17 protein-coding genes are annotated in these 19,832 nt (G+C 33.7%); 3 read left to right on the top strand and 14 right to left on the bottom strand.

What is annotated here, in order from left to right; all coding sequences use genetic code 11:
* Nucleotides 1–145: 145 nt before the first annotated feature.
* Genes gatB through gatC form a run of 3 tightly spaced genes read right to left on the bottom strand, consistent with a single transcriptional unit; the run spans nt 146 to nt 3,347 of the window.
* Nucleotides 146–1,573: an Asp-tRNA(Asn)/Glu-tRNA(Gln) amidotransferase subunit GatB gene (gene gatB, locus KA893_RS11835; RefSeq protein ID WP_037538122.1), complete on the bottom strand. Its 1,428-nt coding sequence runs from the start codon at nt 1,571–1,573 to the stop codon at nt 146–148.
* A 12-nt stretch (nt 1,574–1,585) separates the two neighbouring features.
* The gene (gatA, locus tag KA893_RS11830) at nt 1,586–3,043 is read right to left on the bottom strand and encodes an Asp-tRNA(Asn)/Glu-tRNA(Gln) amidotransferase subunit GatA (RefSeq protein ID WP_210125837.1); all 1,458 of its coding nucleotides are present in this window, start codon (nt 3,041–3,043) and stop codon (nt 1,586–1,588) included.
* A 1-nt stretch (nt 3,044) separates the two neighbouring features.
* The gene (gene gatC / locus KA893_RS11825; RefSeq protein ID WP_002482828.1) at nt 3,045–3,347 is read right to left on the bottom strand and encodes an Asp-tRNA(Asn)/Glu-tRNA(Gln) amidotransferase subunit GatC; all 303 of its coding nucleotides are present in this window, start codon (nt 3,345–3,347) and stop codon (nt 3,045–3,047) included.
* A gap of 376 nt (nt 3,348–3,723) precedes the next feature.
* Here gatC and putP point away from each other — a divergent pair, with 376 nt between their 5' ends.
* A complete protein-coding gene (gene putP, locus KA893_RS11820; protein WP_210125835.1) occupies nt 3,724–5,259 on the top strand; it encodes a sodium/proline symporter PutP in 1,536 nt (511 codons plus the stop codon).
* A 122-nt stretch (nt 5,260–5,381) separates the two neighbouring features.
* Here the strand turns inward: putP and KA893_RS11815 are convergent, their stop codons facing one another.
* The 11 genes from KA893_RS11815 to KA893_RS11765 all read right to left on the bottom strand — a co-directional run bounded on the left by KA893_RS11815 (nt 5,382) and on the right by KA893_RS11765 (nt 17,588).
* Nucleotides 5,382–6,590: a CamS family sex pheromone protein gene (locus KA893_RS11815; protein WP_011302765.1), complete on the bottom strand. Its 1,209-nt coding sequence runs from the start codon at nt 6,588–6,590 to the stop codon at nt 5,382–5,384.
* A gap of 12 nt (nt 6,591–6,602) precedes the next feature.
* Nucleotides 6,603–8,606: an NAD-dependent DNA ligase LigA gene (gene ligA / locus KA893_RS11810; RefSeq protein WP_210125833.1), complete on the bottom strand. Its 2,004-nt coding sequence runs from the start codon at nt 8,604–8,606 to the stop codon at nt 6,603–6,605.
* A gap of 3 nt (nt 8,607–8,609) precedes the next feature.
* The gene (gene pcrA, locus KA893_RS11805) at nt 8,610–10,826 is read right to left on the bottom strand and encodes a DNA helicase PcrA (protein ID WP_037538117.1); all 2,217 of its coding nucleotides are present in this window, start codon (nt 10,824–10,826) and stop codon (nt 8,610–8,612) included.
* On the bottom strand, nt 10,826–11,515 hold the full coding sequence (gene pcrB / locus KA893_RS11800) for a heptaprenylglyceryl phosphate synthase (RefSeq protein ID WP_011302762.1): 690 nt from the start codon (nt 11,513–11,515) through the stop codon (nt 10,826–10,828). The genes pcrA and pcrB overlap by 1 nt, the downstream gene beginning before the upstream one ends.
* Nucleotides 11,516–11,633: 118 nt before the next feature.
* Nucleotides 11,634–12,308, bottom strand: a complete 675-nt coding sequence (locus KA893_RS11795; protein WP_145437480.1) for a M15 family metallopeptidase — start codon at nt 12,306–12,308, stop codon at nt 11,634–11,636.
* Between the two features lie 248 nt (nt 12,309–12,556).
* Nucleotides 12,557–12,859 carry a YerC/YecD family TrpR-related protein gene (locus KA893_RS11790; protein WP_002482821.1) on the bottom strand — a complete coding sequence of 101 codons (303 nt, stop codon included), beginning with the start codon at nt 12,857–12,859 and terminating at the stop codon, nt 12,557–12,559.
* Between the two features lie 86 nt (nt 12,860–12,945).
* Nucleotides 12,946–14,241: an adenylosuccinate lyase gene (purB, locus tag KA893_RS11785; protein WP_041079959.1), complete on the bottom strand. Its 1,296-nt coding sequence runs from the start codon at nt 14,239–14,241 to the stop codon at nt 12,946–12,948.
* 214 nt (nt 14,242–14,455) lie between these two features.
* Nucleotides 14,456–14,644 (bottom strand): NETI motif-containing protein, encoded by a 189-nt coding sequence (locus tag KA893_RS11780; protein WP_002482819.1) that lies wholly within the window; start codon nt 14,642–14,644, stop codon nt 14,456–14,458.
* Nucleotides 14,641–15,219, bottom strand: a complete 579-nt coding sequence (locus KA893_RS11775; RefSeq protein WP_037538142.1) for a DUF2179 domain-containing protein — start codon at nt 15,217–15,219, stop codon at nt 14,641–14,643. The genes KA893_RS11780 and KA893_RS11775 overlap by 4 nt, the downstream gene beginning before the upstream one ends.
* An 85-nt stretch (nt 15,220–15,304) precedes the next feature.
* Entirely contained in the window at nt 15,305–16,126 is an 822-nt protein-coding gene (gene nadE, locus KA893_RS11770) for an ammonia-dependent NAD(+) synthetase (RefSeq protein WP_002482817.1), read from the bottom strand.
* Nucleotides 16,119–17,588, bottom strand: a complete 1,470-nt coding sequence (locus KA893_RS11765; protein ID WP_037538105.1) for a nicotinate phosphoribosyltransferase — start codon at nt 17,586–17,588, stop codon at nt 16,119–16,121. The genes nadE and KA893_RS11765 overlap by 8 nt, the downstream gene beginning before the upstream one ends.
* A gap of 223 nt (nt 17,589–17,811) precedes the next feature.
* Here KA893_RS11765 and KA893_RS11760 point away from each other — a divergent pair, with 223 nt between their 5' ends.
* A complete protein-coding gene (locus KA893_RS11760) occupies nt 17,812–18,876 on the top strand; it encodes a nitric oxide synthase oxygenase (RefSeq protein WP_011302756.1) in 1,065 nt (354 codons plus the stop codon).
* Nucleotides 18,877–18,915: 39 nt separating this feature from the next.
* Nucleotides 18,916–19,719, top strand: coding sequence for a prephenate dehydratase (locus KA893_RS11755; RefSeq protein ID WP_002482814.1), 804 nt, complete (start codon nt 18,916–18,918; stop codon nt 19,717–19,719).
* Nucleotides 19,720–19,832 lie beyond the last annotated feature (113 nt).

Raw genomic sequence — 19,832 nt, 5'->3', positions numbered from 1 at the left:
ACTTCATATACTCAATACCTATATTATATGATTTACATAGATGTTAAAAGCATTTTAGGTTAAATTCCAAAGAAAATATTTAAGGCACATCGCATTTAAAAGACCCTGTAGCATAATTTGAGCTACAGGGTCTAGATATATTGAATTATCGTTTATCCAATTCTTGTTTTAACAATTGGTTAACTAACTGTGGATTAGCTTGACCTTTAGAAGCTTTCATAATTTGTCCAACTAAGAAGCCCATAGCCTTACCTTTACCATTCTTATAGTCTTCAATAGATTGCTCGTTATTATCCAATGCTTCATTTACAAATTTAAGCAATGTTGCTTCGTCAGAAATCTGCACTAAGCCTTTATCTTCCATAATTTGTTTTGCATCCCCGCCATTTTCAGCTAGTTCAGGGAATACTTTTTTAGCTATTTTACTACTCATTGTGCCATCTTCAATTAATTTAATCATACCCGCTAAGTTTTCTGGTGTTAACTTAGTATCTAATAAATCAATTTGATTTTTATTTAGATATTCGTTTACGCCACCCATTAACCAGTTAGATGTCAATTTAACATCTGCACCTTCTGCAACTGCACCTTCGAAGAAATCAGACATTTCTTTTGTCAGTGTAAGTACGTGTGCATCGTAGGCAGGTAAACCATATTGATTTACATACTTTTCTTTTCTTTCATCAGGTAATTCAGGAATCGTTTGACGAACGCGTTCTTTCCATTCTTTATCTACATATAAAGGTACAATATCTGGTTCTGGGAAATAACGGTAATCGTCAGATCCTTCTTTAACACGCATTAATAATGTCTTACCATTAGACTCGTCAAACCGACGTGTTTCTTGTAAAATTTCTCCACCATTTAACAATTCTTCTTCTTGACGTTTTTCTTCGTATTCAAGACCTTTACGAACATATGTGAAGGAGTTTAAGTTTTTCAACTCAGCTTTTGTACCAAATTCTTCTTGACCATACGGACGTAATGAAATGTTGGCATCACAACGTAATGAACCTTCTTCCATCTTACAATCTGAAACGCCTGTATATTGAATGATTGAACGTAGTTTTTCTAGGTATGCGTATGCTTCTTGAGGAGAGCGAATATCTGGTTCCGATACGATTTCAATTAATGGTGTACCTTGTCTATTTAAATCAACTAAAGAATAACCATCTTTATGTGTTGATTTACCAGCATCTTCTTCCATGTGTAAACGCGTGATACCAATGCGTTTTGTTTCACCATCAACCTCGATATCGATATAACCATTTTCACCAATTGGTTGATCAAATTGTGAAATTTGATAAGCTTTTGGATTATCTGGATAAAAATAGTTTTTACGGTCAAATTTAGATTCTGTAGCAATTTCCATGTTCAATGCCATTGAAGCTCTCATGGCCCAATCAACAGCACGTCTGTTTACAACTGGTAATACACCTGGATATGCTAGGTCGATAACATTTGTGTTTGAGTTCGGTTTTGCTCCAAAATGCGCTGGCGCTGGAGAAAACATTTTAGAATCTGTTTTTAACTCAACGTGGACTTCTAGTCCGATAACTGTTTCAAAATGCATGATTTCCACTCCTTATAGTTTTTCGTATTCATTATGAAAATTAAATTTTGTTTCATATTGGTAAGCGACACGATATAGTGTTTTTTCATCAAATGGTTTACCTATAAATTGTAAACCGATTGGGCGGCCATTTGATTGTCCACAAGGAACAGAGATACCTGGTAAACCAGCTAAATTAACTGGCGTTGTTAATAAATCGTTCGCATACATTGTAAGTGGATCATCTATTTCGTCACCTAAATTGAAAGCTGTTGTAGGTGTAGTTGGACCAACGACAACATCATAATTTTCAAATATACGATTGAAATCATCTTTGATTAATGTTCTAACTTTTTGTGATTTTTTATAAAATGCATCATAATAACCTGAACTTAATGCAAATGTTCCCAAGAAGATACGGCGTTTAACTTCCTCACCAAAGCCTTCACTTCTAGACATTTTATATAATTCTTCTAATGAGTTCGCTTCTGGAGAATGATATCCATATCTAATACCATCGAAACGAGACAAGTTAGAAGAAGCTTCAGAAGATGCAATTACATAATAAGAAGGAATCCCATACTTCGTATTCGGTAATGATACTTCTTCTACAGTGGCACCAAGACCTCTTAAAGTTTCGACTGCTTCTTTTACAGATGCTTTGACTTCATCAGAAACACCTTCACCTAAATACTCACTTGGAAGTGCGATTTTCAATCCTTTAATATCTTTACCGATATCAGAAGTGTAATCAGCATCTTCAACTGGCGCACTTGTTGAATCACTTTCGTCTACCCCAGTAATTGCTTCCAAGACTAATGCATTGTCTTTAACTGTACGTGTCAATGGTCCAATTTGATCTAATGACGATGCAAAGGCTACTAGACCAAAACGTGATACACGGCCATATGTTGGTTTCAAACCGACAATTCCACAATAAGCTGCTGGTTGACGAATTGAGCCACCAGTATCAGAACCTAAACTGAAAGGAACTAAACCAGCTGCAACTGCTGCGGCAGAACCACCCGAAGAACCACCAGGTACTGCAGTATGATCGAAAGGATTTACAGTTTTTTTGTAATATGATGTTTCAGTAGAACCACCCATAGCAAATTCATCCATATTTAATTTGCCGATAAGCACTGCTTGTTCATTTCGTAATTTATTCATCACAGTTGATTCATAAATTGGTACAAAGCCCTCTAACATTTTACTAGCACATGTTGTTTCTACACCTTCAGTAATAATGTTATCTTTAATACCCATTGGAATACCAAATAACTTGCCTTCCATTTGGTCTTTTGCTTGTAATTCATCTAATTCTTGTGCTTTTTTAATAGCATTTTCTTTATCTAATGCAAGAAACGATTTGATCGTTGGATCAGTTTCTTCAATTGCATCGTAAATATCACTTACAACTTTAGATGGTGTAATTTCTTTGTTTTTGATTAAGTTGATCAAATTCTCAACAGATTCATAACGGATGGTCATCTTAAGCGTCCTCCTCATTCATGATAGATGGTACTTTAAACTGTCCATCTTCCGTCTCTTTAGCATTTTTTAATGCAAGCTCTTGAGGGATGCCCTCGATTGCTTTATCTTCACGTAATACATTTTGTAAATCTAGTACGTGATATGTTGGTTCAATTTCACTAGTATCCGCTGTATCTATTTGATTAGCAAAGTTTAAAATGCTTTCTAATGTATTTTGCATTTCAGTCGTTTCATCTTCAGTAATTTGAAGTCTTGCTAAATTTGCTATATGTTCAACTTCTTCTCGTGTAACTTTAGCCATTAAATAAAAGCCTCCTTTTTACTCATTCATTACAAAATTGTACCAAAATTTCGTTGAAAAATCTAAGTTTTTCAATAATAACAGTAAATTAAAACTTTAAATTGCTATTATTTGCTTGTCATTCATACGTTAAAAATGGCCATTGTTTAAATTTTACCACCTAAATCACGCACGATTTATTTTTTAAAATGCATAATCAATCATTGTACTTTATATTTCATGTAACTATACATCATTTAATGGAAGCGCTTAACAAAGCATGGATAAAATGTATTTTTTTATTAAACTAAAATAATACTATTCTATTTATAAATTACATTGTATAATAATTCATGTAGTACAATAGAATCATTTAAAACAAAGGGAGATGAGGACGATGCTGATATTAGGCACTTCATTGACCAACCAAGTACATGCAAGTTGGCAAACATATATAATGATCATCATATATTTCATTATATTATTATTTATCGGTTACTACGGATACAAACAAGCTACAGGTAATTTAAGTGAATTTATGTTAGGCGGTAGGAGCATCGGTCCTTATGTGACAGCACTTTCAGCAGGTGCATCAGATATGAGTGGCTGGATGATTATGGGGCTACCAGGATCAGTTTATAGTACTGGGTTATCTGCTATGTGGATTACCATTGGTCTTTCATTAGGCGCCTATGTAAATTATTTTGTCGTTGCACCTCGTCTACGTGTCTATACAGAATTGGCTGGTGATGCGATTACATTACCAGATTTCTTTAAAAACAGATTAAATGATCACAATAATTACATAAAAATTATATCCGGCTTAATTATTGTTGTTTTTTTCACTTTATACACACATTCCGGTTTTGTATCAGGTGGTAAATTATTCGAAAGTGCCTTCGGTTTGAATTATCATTGGGGATTACTAATGATTGCATTTATAGTCATATTTTATACATTTTACGGTGGTTATCTTGCTGTATCTATCACCGACTTCTTCCAAGGAGTGATCATGTTAATCGCTATGGTGATGGTCCCTATCGTTGCACTTATCGATTTAAACGGCATCGATACGTTTAAACAAGTAGCAGAGATGAAACCAACAAATATGAATCTATTTAAAGGCACAACCGTTTTAGGTATCATTTCACTGTTTGCTTGGGGATTGGGTTATTTCGGACAACCTCATATTATTGTTAGATTTATGTCTATAAAATCGCACAAATTATTACCAAAAGCACGAAGATTAGGTATTAGCTGGATGGTGATTGGGTTATTAGGTGCTGTTGCAGTTGGTTTAACAGGTATTGCCTTTATTTCTGAACGCAACATCAAGTTAGAGGATCCTGAAACTTTATTTATCGTTATGAGCCAAATTTTATTCCACCCTTTAGTTGGAGGCTTCTTATTGGCAGCAATTTTGGCAGCCATCATGAGTACAATTTCTTCACAATTACTGGTAACTTCAAGTTCCTTAACGGAAGACTTTTATAAACTCATTCGTGGTGAAGATAAAGCTAAAGCACACGAGAAAGAATTCGTAATGGTTGGTCGTTTATCTGTATTAATTGTAGCGATTGTGGCTATATGGATTGCTTGGTCGCCAAACGATACGATACTAAATTTAGTTGGTAATGCTTGGGCAGGATTTGGTGCCGCATTTAGTCCATTAGTTATTTTCTCACTCTATTGGAAAGGTCTATCACGTACTGGTGCACTTGCAGGCATGATTACCGGCGCATTGGTCGTAATTATTTGGATTGTTTGGATTAAACCATTAGCTTCTATCAATGAGCTATTTGGTATGTATGAAATTATTCCTGGATTCTTAGCAAGTGTGATTACTACTTACTTTGTTAGTAAATACACTAAAAAACCTGGTTCATTTGTGACACATGACCTAGATAAAGTAAAACAAATCGTAAAGGAATAGTTTGATATTATAACTGTTAATTCAATACAAAACGCCAAACTGGTATATCATTATAATTGATATCAGTTTGGCGTTATTTTTTGTCTATGCAAGATTGTCATTATCTTGGTTAATTGTTTCGGTTAATTGTTGTTTTTATAAATATGAACTTGTGGTTCTTTGTCGTCTTTCGTTTTACTTATAAGTGCTTTCGGATTATTACCATCTTTAATATGAATTTCATATTCATCAATACCATCAAAATATTTATCAGCTTGTTCTGTTACATATTGAGTGATACCAATCGTTTCTGCTTTACCATAATAATCTATAGGTAAATCAACGGATAGTTGTTTCGCTTTTTTATTATCAAATTTAACTGTACCCACTGCTTGTGTGAAATTATTAAAATAGGTTTGTAGGTTGTCATTAAATTGTTTGAAATCGGAATTTAAATTTTCATCAAGCTCTCCCGCTTCTTCAGAAGGTAATAAGGCTGTTTTTTGATTAATATCTTTCCAATCATTAATACGTGTCTTACCATCTTCAACCGTTGTCCCTGCAATAAACTCACCTGGAACAATTGAATTTTCACCAGATTGTTTATAAATAGCAAAATGTATAGGTATTTCTTTCAAATCCTTATTTTCCCGAATTCGAGAAAGTAATTCTTCTGCCATTTGTTTACCTTGTTTTTCAATTTCTTTATCGTCGAGGTCTTTGCTATAGGTTTCACCGTCTTTTTCTTTTTGATAATAATATGTACTATTCATAGCTAAACCTATTGTCATACCTTTTATTTTTTTACCTTTTGTATCACCACTCGCATAAAAATCTTGTTCTAAAATATTAGATAAATATGCAGGTGATTGTTCAGCAATTTTTTCAGGATCTGTTTCACCTTTATGAGATGGATTTAGCCCCAAGTTTTCATTTGCTTTTTTCTCTTTTCTATCACTTTCATCCATTTTGTTAACTTCATCTTTAGTATACTTTGGATTTAGAAAAGCATTAATCATATCTTTATCTAAGTATTGTCCATCTTGATATAAGTAGTCATCCGTTGGAAATACACTTTTACTTAAATCTAACAAACCATTTTCAAAGTCTTCACCATTGTAACTGTTCGCCATGTTATCTTGTAATAATCCACGTGCTTGGCTCTCCTTAAATGGTAAAATCGTTCTATAATTATCACCTTGCACATTTTTATCCGTTGCAATTTCTTTTACGGAACCTGACTCTTTTTGTTGCTCTTTTTCATTAGATTGTTCTTTTGATTTTTCATCATTATTTCCACAAGCTGTTAATACCAAAATTGCTGAGATGAATAGTATAATCGTTCGTTTCATGCATTATCTCCTCTATCCCTCTATTTCATTTTGTTTCTGAACAAAAGCTTCTTCTGACCAAATTTCTGTACCAAATTTTTCTGCTTTAGCTAGTTTAGAACCAGCATCTTCACCTGCTATGACCAAATCGGTATTTTTTGTTACGCTATTGGTTACTTTTGCACCTTGTAATGCTAACCAATTGGATGCTTCATTTCTTGTCATTTGATATAACTTACCAGTTAGGACAATTGTTTTATCTTTAAAATCTGGGTGTCCTTCTAATTCTGTTGTCTTAACACCTTTATAAATCATATTAACATTTTTTGCTTTTAATTTATCAATTAATGCACGTATATCTTCATTTTCTAAATAAGTTACTACAGATTGAGCTAGCTTATGCCCCACATCATGAATATCCATTAACGCTTCTTCCGTCACATGAAACAGTTCATCTATCGTTCCATATTTTTCAGCAATCACTTGGCTAGCTTTAACGCCTAAATGTCGAATACCAAGACCAAATAATAATTGTTCTAATGAATTCGATTTAGCTTTTTCAATAGCATTGAGTAAATTATCTACTTTTTTCTCGCCCATACGGTCCAGTGGTAAAAGATCTTCTTTCGTCAAATAGAAAATATCAGCTACATCTTTTATTTTCTCATTTGCATATAACTGTTGGATTATTTTAGTTCCTAAGCCATCTATATTCATCGCTTGTCGTGAAACAAAGTGAATTAATCCTTCTACTAATTGCGCTTGGCATTTAGGGTTAATACAACGTAATGCCACTTCGCCTTCTATTCTAACTAATTCATGTTCACAACTAGGACAATGTGAAGGCATGTGATAGATTTCTGCATCATCAGGTCGTCTGTCTAATACACTTTTAATTACTTCAGGTATGATGTCGCCTGCTTTTTTAATTACAACGCTATCACCTATTCTTATATCCTTATCATGGATTAAATCTTCATTATGTAGTGAAGCGCGAGAAACGGTTGTACCTGCTACCCTAACTGGTTCAAGAACAGCTGTGGGTGTAACAACACCTGTTCTACCAATACTCAATTCAATATCTAATAATTCCGTAACCACTTCTTCAGCGGGAAATTTATATGCAATAGCCCAGCGCGGTGATTTTTGAGTGAAGCCTAATGTTTCCTGTTGTTCTAAAGCATTGACTTTAATAACAATACCATCAATATCATAAGGCAAGTTTTCACGTTGTTCTGTCCATTTGTCAATGTAAGTCATAACTTCTTCTATCGTTTGAACGCGTTGACGTTCTTGGTTTGTTTTAAAGCCTAGTTGGTCAAGTTCATCTAATGCTTCACTTTGAGTATCTGCATTAAACTGGGTAAAATCATTCACACTATATAAGAAAACGCTCAGTTTACGTTTGGCAGCTAACTTTGAATCTAATTGTCGTAATGAACCAGCTGCTGCATTTCTTGGATTAGCAAATGGCTGTTCTTCATTCGCAGCTTTCGCTTCATTTAAATTAACAAAAGACTTTCTAGGCATATACGCTTCGCCTCTGACTTCAAAAGTTCTACTTTCATTAATTTTTAATGGTATCGCGTGTATTGTCTTTAAATTTTCAGTAATGTCTTCGCCCGTGGTGCCATCCCCACGAGTTAAACCTTGAACAAATCGACCGTTCTCATATTTTAATGAAACTGCAAGTCCATCAATTTTCAATTCACACATGTACTCAACATTTCCTATATTATCACGTATACGCTGATCAAATTTTCTTAAATCTTCTTCGTTAAACGCATTACCTAAACTAAGCATAGGCGTATCATGATTCACTTTTTCGAATGTGGACTGCGCACTACCACCTACTCTAACTGTAGGTGAATCCGCAGTACGATATTCTGGATGTTGCGTTTCTATATCTATCAATTCATGGAGTAATTTATCATACTCACTATCAGGTACTGATGGATTATCTTTCACATAGTACTCATAGCTATATTGATTTAATAATCTATGCAACTCATCTACACGCGATTGTATATCAGCCACTTGTTACTCCCCCTTTTTTTCAATAGGTGCAAATTGTGCTAGCAAGCGTTTTGGTCCTTCAGATTTAAAGATAATATCTAATTCGACAGAACCATTTTTTTCTTTTACATTACTTACCATGCCTTCGCCCCATGACTTATGCATTACTTTATCACCAACATTCCAATTGGTAGCTGATTGCTTTTGTTTTGTTGCAGTAGCACGTTGGCTGTGCGCTCGTTTAGCAGGTTGTTTGGTAGCATTCTGGAAACGATTGCTCGTTGCCTGTGCTTGAGATTTTGATTTACCTTTAGATTCAATTTCCAATAAATCTTCAGGAATTTCTCTTAAAAATCTCGAAGGCATATTGGATTGAGGACGACCAAATAACATTCTAGATGTTGCATGTGTTAAGTATAAGGTCTCCTCAGCACGTGTTATTGCAACGTAACAAATACGTCTTTCTTCCTGCATTTCATGTTCATCATCACTCTTAATCGCTCTGATATGTGGGAATAAAGATTCTTCCATACCCATTATAAATACAATTGGAAACTCAAGACCTTTGGCAGAGTGCATCGTCATGAGCGTAATACCATCTTCAATTTGAGCATCATCAATATCAGCAACCAGTGATAAATCAGTTAAAAAGTTAATTAGCGATTGCTCTTCTAGGGGTGTGTTTTCTTCATAATCTTTAGGTACAGACATAAATTCATCGATATTTTCTAATCTACTTCTAGATTCGAGCGTTTGTTCACGTTCTAACATGTCTCTAAAGCCTGTCTTAGTCAATACTTCTTCTACAATCTCTGTAATTTCAAGAAATTCTTGTTGTTTAATTAAATTTTGCATAACATCATAAAAACTAATACATTCTTGCGTCACTTTTTTAGATAGTCCTATAAAATCAACCTCTGCTAATGCATCAAACATACTTAAATCATTTTGTGCCGCATATGCTTGAATTTTATCTACAGATGATGGACCGATGCCGCGTTTAGGAATATTGATTACTCGACGTAAACTAATGTCATCATTACTATTTGCAATAATACGTAAGTAACTTAATAAGTCTTTAATTTCTTTTCTGTCATAGAACTTTTGACCACCAACCATAGTATACGGTAAGTTCGATTTCATAAATGTTTCTTCAAGTACACGTGATTGTGCGTTTGTACGATATAAAATGGCCATATCTTGATACTTTTTACCATTTCTTTGGTGTTTCATAATTTCACGCACGACGTATTCAGCTTCATCTCGCTCAGTCGTAGCTTCATAGTAATGAATTTTATCGCCACTCGTATTACCAGTCCATAACCCTTTCGGTTTACGTTCTGAATTATTTTTGATGACTTCATTCGCTGCATTTAATATATTTTTTGTAGAACGATAATTTTGTTCTAAGAAAATCGTTTTGGCTTCTGGATAATCTTCTTCAAAAGAAAGAATATTTTGGATATCTGCACCACGCCAACCATAAATTGATTGATCTGAATCTCCAACAACGCATAAATTTTTAAATTTAGCGGCAAGTAATTTAACTAAAGTATATTGTGCTTTATTCGTATCTTGATATTCATCGACATGAATGTATTGAAATTTATTTTGATAATAATCTAATACATCTGGTACACGTTCGAATAATCGAATCGTCACCATGATCAAATCATCAAAATCAAGTGCTTCATTTCTAGATAATTGTCTTTGATAACCTTTATAAACGGTTGCAACCATTTGTTCATGATAGTCATTTGCTTCTTTTTGTGCATCCTCAGGTGTTTTCAATTCATTTTTAAGGTTACTTATCGCCCCGATAAACATTCTAGGTTCGAATTTTTTACTATCTATATTTTCATTTTTCAGTACATCTTTAATCACTGATTTTTGGTCAGTTGGATCAATAATTGTAAAGTTACGTTCTATACCAATACGGTCTGCATCTCTTCTTAAAATCCTCACGCACATTGAGTGGAATGTAGACATCCACAATACCTGAGCTTGTTCTCCAACTAATGTTTCAACACGTGCTTTCATTTCTTTTGCTGCTTTATTAGTAAAAGTAATCGCTAAGACGTTATACGGAGACACGTCTTTTTCATCTAGCAAGTATGCGATACGATGGGTTAACACACGTGTTTTACCTGAGCCGGCACCTGCCATAATTAGTAGTGGCCCCTCTGTCGTACGTACTGCTTGACTCTGTTCATCATTCATCTTGTTTACTAATGCATTCATTAATGTGTCTCCTTTACTTTAACTGTTTTTAGTGCTTTGTTTATATCTTCGTATATAATATTTCCGACAATGATTGTATCTGCAATAGAAGCCATCATTTCTGCTTCTTCGTAGTTACTAATACCGCCACCATAAAATAATTGTGTTTCCGTTAACATGTCTGCTGCTGCCTTTACCAAGTTAGTTTCGCCATACACACCACTATACTCTATATACATAACTGGTAGTTGATACATATCATTAATCATTTGTGCATAAGCTTCAATATCTTCATCATCTATCATCGTGTCAGCTTGCGTTAATTTGGCTACCTTGCAATCTGGATTAAGTACCACATATCCTTCGAACACAACTTCATTAAAATCTATCAATGTACCATATGACTTTAACGCTTCTAGTAATAAACCATTATGGTATTTTACATCTCTACTGTTTAAAACAGTTGGAATAAAATATAAGTCAAAGCCAGGTACAACACTTTCAAGATTAGATATTTCAAGTACTATTGGTAATGAATAACATTTAACTTTATGCATTAAGTGCGCAACATTTTCTTCAGTGATGTCATCCGTTCCACCAATCATAATTGCGTCCGTATCTGATGTACAAATTTTCATTAAATCTTCGTCACTGATGGGCTTTGCGGGGTCCAATTTAAAAATATGTCTCCACTTATTCATGTCAGTCATGATATGTTTCTCCTTCTTTTAGCATACATATGATTATATCATTTTTATGTCTCGAGTTCTAAAATACTGAAGAAAAAATCACCCCAAATTTCTGAGGTGATTTTGCATCATCTTGATATTACTTATTAAGATGGTAATAGCTTTCTAAATTTGTATTTTTCTCATTGATTGTTTTTGCCAATTGAGGTCCTACATACCTTAAATGCCATGGTTCATAAGCATAGCCAGTTTGTTTTGATTGGTTCTTAGGATACCTAATAATAAAACCATAATTGGCTGCATGTTTAGCTAACCATTGTGCTTCTTTAGTTTTTTCAAAATCTGTATGAAAATCATTTAATGGTTGGCTTGTTCCTACATCAAATGCTAAACCTGTTTGGTGTTCAGAATGTCCAGGTTTAGCAGCATATTTAGTTGTCTTTTGCTTACCATCCTTCTCAACAAAAGTATCTACCACTTTTTCTTGATTCTCAAAATTTCTATATCCACTTGTCATGGTCAAATCTAAATTTCTTTTTTCTGCTTGCTTCAATAATTTGTTTAGTTGCTTTTTAGCTATTTTATTTTCGCCTGGTTTATATTTCGCCGGAAGTGCAAGTTGTTTATTCACAATGACATGACCATTGACATAAGTTACACCATTGTTTTCATATTTGAGTGGTAAGGCATTCTTGGGTTTACCAATATTGTCATTAGTTGGTTTAAAATTATTAGCTGATAGAATCATAATAAAAATAACAATAAGACATAAACATACTAAAATGAACAGAAAAAGCATCACTTTTTTTGACATAGCTCTCTTCCTTTCATTCTATAAAAACCATCGCCTATTTTAAAATGGAATCCCATTTTCATAAATGTCTGCTACATATTTCATTACCCTTCTTCAATGTTATAAACCGCAAAAATAATACAAAATGCCAGACAATCAAATCGTTATAATATCTCATATTTTAAAATCAAATCCATCATTGTATAAAAAAATGACGACTTTGGTTACTATACCTAGTCGTCATTTGATAAAATTTATGGTTTAAATCATTAATCGGCCGTTTCTATATTCATACGATCAAGAATCATCGTGTAAGCATCATTACCCCATTGTAGTGATCTCTTCACACGAGAAATTGTCGCTGTTGATGCACCTGATTCTTGTTCGATGGTTGCATATGTGTAACCTTGTTTAATCATTTTTGCAACTTGTAATCGTTGTGATAATGATTGGATTTCGTTCACTGTACATAAATCATCAAAGAATTCATAACACTCTTCTCTATTTTCAAGTGTCAATATTGCATCGAACAGTTCATCTAATGCTTTTCCTCTAAGTTTTTCTATTTGCATTTAAAACAACCCCTGTATTTTTCAATATAATCTTATTTTAACGTATTAGTACATTAAAGTGTAACGATTTCACTTGAAAAATTTTATTATTCTAAACCAGCTCTTTGGAAAATTGTATCCACTTGATTTAGATGATGCTTTGGATTGAAACACTCATCTAAATCTTCTTTTGTTAGTAAGTCTGTAATTGTTGCATCTTCTTCAATTAAAGTTCTAAATGGTGTTTTTGTTTCCCAAGATTCCATAGCCTTTGGTTGTACTTTATCATATGCAGCTTCACGTGCCAAACCTTTGTTAATCAATGCTAATAATACGCGTTGAGAGTATATTAAACCAAATGTTTTATCTATATTCGCTAACATATTATCTTCGAAGACAGTTAGTCTTTCTACAATATTTGTAAACCTATTCAATCCATAATCTAATGCAATGGTTACATCTGGTAACATAATTCGTTCTGCAGATGAATGAGAAATATCTCTTTCATGCCATAATGGCACGTTTTCATATGCTGTTGTAACGTATCCTCTGATTACACGTGCAATACCAGTGATATTTTCTGAACCAATCGGATTACGTTTATGTGGCATGGCAGATGAACCTTTTTGACCTTTTGCAAATGCTTCTTCTACTTCACGTGTTTCTGTTTTTTGTAAATTACGAATTTCTACAGCAAATTTTTCCATTGAAGTGCTAATTAAAGCTAATGTTGCAACATAATATGCGTGACGATCACGTTGTAGTGTCTGCGTAGACACTGGTGCGGCATCTAATCCTAAATGCTCACACACATAGGCTTCAATTTCTGGAGGAATGTTCGCAAATGTACCAACTGCCCCGCTCATTTTACCAACTTCAATCTCTTTTCTTACTTGTTTAAAACGTTCTAAATTACGTTTCATTTCTGTATACCATAAGGCCATTTTCACACCGAAAGTAGTTGGTTCAGCATGAACACCGTGTGTACGTCCCATCATCAAAGTATATTTATAGTCTTTCGCTTTTTGTGCTAATACATCAATAAAACGTTCCAAGTCTTTTTCAATAATTTCATTTGCTTGTTTGATGACGTAACTTAATGCAGTATCAACTACATCTGTTGAAGTTAAACCATAATGGACCCACTTGCGCTCTTCACCTAATGTTTCAGAAACTTGTCTTGTAAACGCAACTACATCATGACGTGTTTCTTGTTCAATTTCTTGTGCGCGAGCGACGTCTACTTTAGCATTTTCACGTATTTTCTTAACATCTTCAGCTGGAATATCACCTAATTTGCTCCATGCTTCACATGCAAGTATCTCTACCTCTAACCATGCCTCATAGCGATTTTGATCCGTCCAAATATTAGACATTTCTTCTCTAGAATAACGTTCAATCATTGAAATAAGCTCCTATCATACATAAATTTAGTTTGATTCCATTAAAACATGTACATTAATAAATAATTCAGACTAAAAGTTCGTGTTTACCTTTTCAGTAATAGTTTAACAGAATTATATTAAAAAGTATAAGGCTTTTAAGTCATCTTTATAAAATATTTACACATTCCAAAAATAACCGCTACGGATACGATGATCCATAACGGTTCATAAATTATTGCTCTATCATTTTTCCTACAAATTCAATTTCTTGCTTCAATACTTCTAAACTGCCATCTTTATTCTCTTTATAAATTGGCTTTTCGAACCGTTTGACCGGCGCATACCCCGCTTCACGCATACGTTGTAAGCAATCTTGAATCGTCTCGTTATCTGCGACTTTAAATTTTTGCTGTTTTTTCATATACTTTCAACTTCATCCGTATCGTATTGCTTAAGTTTTTTACTTCTAACACCTTTCGCCCAGAAACCACCGTGTATTTGACGTGGTTCATATGCCACAATAAATGCTTTTTCATCGATTTGCTTAATGGTATCTATTAATTTAAATTCAAAACGTCTTGGCGTTAAAATTTGTAATATTAAGCGTTTGCCATCTCGACCATATGCTGTATTGTGGGTTACACCATAACCTAAATCTCTTAATTGTCTTGGTAAGTCTAACTCATATTCTGATGATGTCACATTTACAACAGTGTAGCCAAGCGCAAGTTTTTCTTCTATCTTCATGCCTACTATGATACCAATTGAAAATCCAAAAGCGTATGCGAACACATTTTGAATTTGATCTAAACTAGACATGACCATACCTAATCCAACAACATATACAAGTACTTCTAAGAAACTGACAATGGCAGCTACATAGCGATATCCTTTAAGTGTTAAGATTGTTCTCATTGTAAGACACGTCACATAAGCAACGTTTATAATAAAAATTGCTAAAACCATTAACCATGGATTAGATGTTATTACTGACATGACCATTTTCCTTTCTCTTACATTAAATTCAAGTAATTTTATCAACTACGATTTCGTTTGTCACTAAAAAGTTATCGGAATTAAATTAATTTTTAGGCCATGTGTATCTTGTATAAGCTAATTCTCGTTTATGCGCATTTTTTATATAATGATTTTCTATTATTTCTTTAGATTCACTTGGTACAGATTTGCCTTCTAGATAATCATCAATATCATCATAACTTACACCCAATGCTTCTTCATCAGGCAATTGTGGTTTGTCATCTTCCAAATCAGCGGTTGGCGTTTTTTCATACAAATGCTTAGGCGCTTCTAAATACGCTAAGAGCTGTTTCCCCTGGCGCTTATTCAAACCAAATAAAGGTGCAATGTCTGCAGCCCCATCACCATATTTTGTGTAAAAGCCTGTGACATTTTCAGCGGAATGATCCGTACCAACGACAATCCCTTTTTGGTTAGAAGCAATAGAAAATTGAACTTTCATCCGTTCTCTTGCTTTTTCATTGCCTTTTTGAAAATCTGTTAGATTCACACCAGCTTCTTTCAACGACTGAATACTTTGATCCACAGCTGGTTTAATATTTACAGTTATAATTTTGTCTGGTTGGATATAAGTTAATGCGTCTTCTACTTCTGCAGCATCTTTTTGCTCACCATAAGGGAGTTTAACAGCTATAAATTCACAATCATTGCCGTCCTCTTTCAGTTCGTTTACTGCTAATTGACATAATTTACCTGCTAAAGTTGAATCTTGACCACCAGAAATACCTAGTGTTAAAGATTTAATAAACGAATGCGATTGAACATAGTTTTTTATAAATTGGATAATATGTCGTGTTTCACTTTTACTTTCAATCGATGGTTTCACTTTCATTTCTTTCACAACTATATCTTGTAAATTACTCATTTTCTTCCTCCATCTCTTTAACATGTTCTGCAACTTCAAAGATACGTTTGTGTTTATTTTCCCAACATAACGTACTTAAATCAACCGGATATTCCTGTGGGTTTAAGTGACGTTTATTCTCGTCCCATAAATATGCGAGACTATCTTTCAAATAGGCTTGTGCTTCATTTTCATTTGGTAAATCATATACAAGTTCTCCATCTATGAAGATGTCATGATGTAAGTCTTTAGCAATAAATGATTTTATGAATTTCATTTTATATGTGTGTACTGGGTGGAATAATTTCAAAGGCGATTCATCGTATGGATCTTCATGTTCTAAAGTAATGTAATCTCCTTCTGCCTTATTCGTTTTTTTATTTATTATGCGATACACCTTTTTCTTACCTGGTGTCGTTACTTTTTCTGCATTATTTGATAACTTAATGCGGTCAACGTATGATCCATCACTGTCTTCTACAGCAACGAGTTTATAAACAGCACCTAATGCTGGTTGATCGTAACCCGTGATTAATTTAGTTCCTACACCCCAAGAGTCTACTCTAGCGCCCTGTGATTTTAAACTCGTAATCGTTTGTTCATCTAAGTCATTAGATGCAATAATTTTTGCATCAGTAAATCCTGCTTCGTCTAACATACGTCGTGCTTCTTTTGAGAGGTAGGCAATATCACCTGAATCTAGTCGAATACCAACAAAATTAATCTTATCGCCTAATTCTTTAGCAACTTTAATCGCTGTTGGCACACCAGATTTTAATGTATGGAAGGTATCTACTAGAAACACACAATCTTGATGTCTCTCAGCATACTTTTTGAATGCTATGTATTCATCACCATATGTTTGAACCATCGCATGCGCATGCGTCCCTGAAACAGGTATCCCAAATAACTTACCAGCGCGTACATTACTAGTTGAGTTAAAGCCTCCTATATATGCAGCTCTAGCTCCCCACAATGCTGCATCTGCTTCTTGCGCTCGGCGCGTACCAAATTCCATTAACATATCATCATGTGCAACTTGTCTAATTCTGCTTGCTTTTGTCGTAATTAATGTATGAAAATTAACAATATTTAAAAGCATTGTTTCTATCAATTGAGCTTGGATGAGTGGTGCTTCTACTCTAAGCAATGGCTCATTTCCAAAGCAAAGTTCTCCTTCTTGCATTGAACGTATGCTTCCAGTAAAACTCAAGTTTTTCAAATAATTTAAGAAGTCGTCTTGATACCCTATTGATTTTAAATATTCAATATCTGACTTTGAAAAATGAAAATTATTAATATATTCGATAACACGTTTTAATCCATTAAACACTGCATACCCACTATCGAATGGCATACTTCTAAAATATAGATCAAACACTGCCATACGCTCATGGATCCCATCATCCCAATAACTTTCTGCCATATTTATTTGATATAAATCATTATGCAACACTAATGTATCATCTTCATATTGGTACACAACCATCTCTCCAATCAGCTTTTCCATCATTTTAGCATAAATGAAGTATTGTTAGCACTTTAAATAGGACTGATTTACGAATTCAAAATAGAAGTAAAGATATCAGTTATTTATTTAAAATTTGTTTAAAATGTGACATGGTTAACGACAAAGTCATAACAGTTATATGTTTTATCATTTTATAAATTTAAAAATGATATATAATATTTATGAGGTGTTTTTAATGCTAAATGAAGCTAAGTCTTTTATAGAAACCATGTATAATGAATTAAATTATGATAAAAATAAAATAACAGAACGAATTGCTGAAATTGAGTCAGCTATCCTTTCTACTGGCACTTATGAGCATACATTTGAAGAATTGAATTATGGAGCCAAAATGGCATGGAGAAATTCCAATCGTTGTATCGGACGATTTTTTTGGGATTCTTTAACTGTGTCTGATGCAAGACACATACAAAGTGAAGATGAATTTATAGAAGCAATTGAAAACCATATTGACATTGCGACTAATAATGGAAGAATCAAACCTTACATCACAATTTTCTCAAAAGATAACCCCCCGCAAATTTATAACAATCAATTAATTAGATACGCAGGGTACGAAACATGTGGAGATCCAGCTGAGAAAAAGATTACCAAATTAGCACAACATCTTGGATGGCAAGGTCAGTATACACATTTTGATATTTTGCCCTTAATTTACAAAATGCCGAATAGCAAAATAAAATATCATGAATACCCTAAAAATTTAATTAAAGAAGTATCTATTACACATGACAGATTCCCCAAACTGCAACAACTCGGTTTAAAATGGTATGCCGTCCCTATTATTTCAAGTATGGATTTAAAAATTGGTGGCATCACTTATCCTACTGCGCCATTTAACGGTTGGTATATGGTAAATGAAATTGCCGTTCGTAATTTTACTGATGTCTATCGCTATAATTTGTTAGAAAGTGTTGCAGAAGCATTTGAATTTGATACACTTAAAAATAATTCTTTCAATAAAGATCGTGCATTGGTTGAATTAAACGATGCTGTGTATCATTCTTTTAAAAATGCTGGCGTCTCTATCGTCGATCATTTAACAGCATCTAAACAATTTGAAAGATTCGAAATGAATGAAACGAAACACGATAGAGAAGTTACTGGTAAATGGTCTTGGTTAGCACCCTCTTTGTCTCCCACATTGGTGCCCAATTATCATCACGGATACAAAAATGTGATGAAAGAACCTAATTTCTTTTATAAAAAAACCGAAGACTCAGGTTGTCCATTCCATTAAATGATTCACTATATTTAGATAAACAAGGGGTTACATTACATGAAACTTTATTATTTAGGACCAAAGGGCACATTTTCTTATTTAGCTGCGACACAATATAAATCAGAATCAGAAATTGAATTTGTTCCAAAATCTAATTTATACGAAGTCGTCGCATCTGTTTCAGAAGATAGTCAAAGTATTGCTGTTGTGCCTATAGAAAATTCAATAGAAGGTACGATTAATATCGTAGCCGACGCATTAACACAACAGAATATATATACACAAGGTGAACTTCATTTAGATATACAATTTGCTTTATATGGTTCAGAAAACGCAACCGTAAATGATATTTCAACAGTATACTCAATTGGGCCTGCTATTAGTCAAACCAGCCAATATATACAAGCGCATGGATTTGATATTGCTTATGTAGACAGTACAATTAAAAGTTTAGATAAAATTTCACAAAATGTTGGTGCAATCGCACCTTTAGGTAGCGGTGAAGCTTATGGCTATACATCAATTGCACAAAACATTGAAGATTATCCACATAACGTCACTCGTTTCCTAGTCGTCAGTAATCAACCAAAACACATCGAACAAGCAACCGACACGATGTTATTAATTACACCGAAATTTGATAAACCAGGTCTATTAGCCAGTATATTAAATACGTTTGTATTATTTAATATTAACTTGTCTTGGATTGAATCTCGTCCATTAAAAACGCAATTAGGTATGTATCACTTTTTCGTTCAAGCAGACACACCTATTTCCGAAGACCTTTCAAAAGTGATAAAGATACTTAATACTTTAGACTTTCAAGTCACGATTATAGGTACCTTTAATAAACTCAATTAATTCTTGCTAGTAACTGTCCCATACAACTGTTTAGATGTTTTCATAGCAAAACTTCATCTTGTTATCATGTTGAATATGAAAAGAAGCGTTTGTAACAAAGTTTTGTTACAAAC

The sequence above is a fragment of the Staphylococcus sp. GDY8P126P genome (assembly GCF_017891965.1).
GTDB lineage: Bacteria > Bacillota > Bacilli > Staphylococcales > Staphylococcaceae > Staphylococcus > Staphylococcus saprophyticus.
Note: the sequence above shows the minus strand (reverse complement) of the source record. Positions and strands in the feature narration are given on the sequence as shown.

Coding starts and splice junctions, on each gene's coding strand:
- gatB (WP_037538122.1), bottom strand. CDS start 1,573: ATGCATTTTGAAACAGTTATCGGACTAGAAGTCCACGTTGAGTTAAAA.
- gatA (WP_210125837.1), bottom strand. CDS start 3,043: ATGACCATCCGTTATGAATCTGTTGAGAATTTGATCAACTTAATCAAA.
- gatC (WP_002482828.1), bottom strand. CDS start 3,347: ATGGCTAAAGTTACACGAGAAGAAGTTGAACATATAGCAAATTTAGCA.
- putP (WP_210125835.1), top strand. CDS start 3,724: ATGCTGATATTAGGCACTTCATTGACCAACCAAGTACATGCAAGTTGG.
- KA893_RS11815 (WP_011302765.1), bottom strand. CDS start 6,590: ATGAAACGAACGATTATACTATTCATCTCAGCAATTTTGGTATTAACA.
- pcrA (WP_037538117.1), bottom strand. CDS start 10,826: ATGAATGCATTAGTAAACAAGATGAATGATGAACAGAGTCAAGCAGTA.
- pcrB (WP_011302762.1), bottom strand. CDS start 11,515: ATGACTGACATGAATAAGTGGAGACATATTTTTAAATTGGACCCCGCA.
- KA893_RS11795 (WP_145437480.1), bottom strand. CDS start 12,308: ATGTCAAAAAAAGTGATGCTTTTTCTGTTCATTTTAGTATGTTTATGT.
- KA893_RS11790 (WP_002482821.1), bottom strand. CDS start 12,859: ATGCAAATAGAAAAACTTAGAGGAAAAGCATTAGATGAACTGTTCGAT.
- purB (WP_041079959.1), bottom strand. CDS start 14,241: ATGATTGAACGTTATTCTAGAGAAGAAATGTCTAATATTTGGACGGAT.
- KA893_RS11780 (WP_002482819.1), bottom strand. CDS start 14,644: ATGAAAAAACAGCAAAAATTTAAAGTCGCAGATAACGAGACGATTCAA.
- KA893_RS11775 (WP_037538142.1), bottom strand. CDS start 15,219: ATGTCAGTAATAACATCTAATCCATGGTTAATGGTTTTAGCAATTTTT.
- nadE (WP_002482817.1), bottom strand. CDS start 16,126: ATGAGTAATTTACAAGATATAGTTGTGAAAGAAATGAAAGTGAAACCA.
- KA893_RS11760 (WP_011302756.1), top strand. CDS start 17,812: ATGCTAAATGAAGCTAAGTCTTTTATAGAAACCATGTATAATGAATTA.
- KA893_RS11755 (WP_002482814.1), top strand. CDS start 18,916: ATGAAACTTTATTATTTAGGACCAAAGGGCACATTTTCTTATTTAGCT.